1 protein-coding gene is annotated in these 1,518 nt (G+C 59.8%); it reads left to right on the top strand.

Annotated elements, in window-relative coordinates; translation table 11 throughout:
* Positions 1-193: 193 nt before the first annotated feature.
* Entirely contained in the window at positions 194-1,441 is a 1,248-nt protein-coding gene (locus B7449_RS19385; RefSeq protein WP_039736280.1) for a haloacid dehalogenase-like hydrolase, read from the top strand.
* Positions 1,442-1,518: the final 77 nt, after the last annotated feature.

Consider the following 1,518-nt stretch of genomic DNA (forward strand, 5'->3'; position numbering starts at 1 on the left):
TTTCCGACAGCACATGTGGGGAATTTTGAAACAGCATTTACACCGACACCATATGGCCGGTCGCTGTATCCGACCACTGGTATGACCTGACCATTCAAGACCCGCATCACGCGCACCGCCTGATCCAACTGGCGGGACACGTCGAGAATGGCAGGCCAAGCCATACGGATCCCCATATGGGCCGGACCGGCGCATGACAGTCCTGACCCGCCGCGACGTGCTGGCCGCCAGTATCGCGGCTGGCATCAGCCCGTCCCTGCCTGCATGGGCTGAAGGATGCGCCCCGGTGCTGGCACCGCTGAAATGGGCTCCCCGCACGCGCCGCGTGATCGAACGCCTGATCGCCACATACGGCAGCGCCAGCGCCAGCTATAACCCTGCCCGACGCCCATATGCCGTGTTCGACTGGGACAATACCTGTATCGCAGGCGATTGCGAGGAAAGCCTGCTGCATTATACGGCCAACCATTTTTCATTCGCGATGTCAGCCGAAACTTTTGCCCAGGCAACGGCGCGCGACGTACCTGCACATACGTTTACAGGTCCTTTTCGGACCGTATGTGGGCAAAATGTCCGCTTCAGGGACCTTCATGCCGATCTGTGCGCGGATTATGCCCTTCTGTCTGCCCGATCCATGCCCCCGGCGCCAACGGACCCGGTACTGCTCAGCCTGCGTGCCAAGCTGGTATTTGCCTATGACGCCATCAACGCCACATGCAATGGGGACATAGCCTGCCGCTGGATCATCCGCCTGCTGGCCGGTCATGACGCAGCCGGGCTGTCAGCGCTGGCCAGGGCATCCAACAGATGGCATCTGGCACAGGGCATGGGGCAGGAAACATGGATCACTCCGGCCACCCGTTCCGGGCAGGCGGGCATTGTTGCACGCCCCATCCAGACCGGAGTGCGCCTGACCCCGGAAATCGCGGACCTGCAATGGGCACTGCGTCGGGCAGGTATTGACGTCCATGTCTGTTCCGCATCTCTGGAAGACGTCGTGGCCGTGTTCGCCACAGATCCCGATTATGGTTACGACCTGCCCCGCCAGAATGTCCTTGGCGTTCGTATGGACTGGCCTGGTGGCAGGCTGGGGCTTGATGCCGCGCCGAACTGGCCCGTAACCTATCGCGCCGGAAAAGTACGCGCCATACGTCAGGCACTGGCAGGGCCGCGGGGCTATGGACCCTTACTGGTGTGTGGGGATAGTGACGGGGATTACGCCATGCTGACCGAATTTCCGGACACCCGCCTTGGTCTGGTGGTCAACCGGCTATTTTCCGGTCAAATTGGTACTATAGCAAGTCTGGCTGCAGCACAGCTATCCGCCCCTCAACCACGCTTTATCCTGCAGGGCCGCGATGAAAATACCGGCGAATGGCGACCATCAGAACAGAGTATTCCCATAGGCTCCCGATTGCCTGCATTGGTTGCACATTCCTGAAACCATACTGATTAGGGACCTGAACCTGGATGTTTAGAGCGCACTGCGAATAGCTTGAATCATAGGATTCCCAAAGG

It is taken from the genome of Komagataeibacter intermedius TF2, from assembly GCF_000964425.1.
In the GTDB taxonomy this organism is placed as follows: domain Bacteria; phylum Pseudomonadota; class Alphaproteobacteria; order Acetobacterales; family Acetobacteraceae; genus Komagataeibacter; species Komagataeibacter intermedius.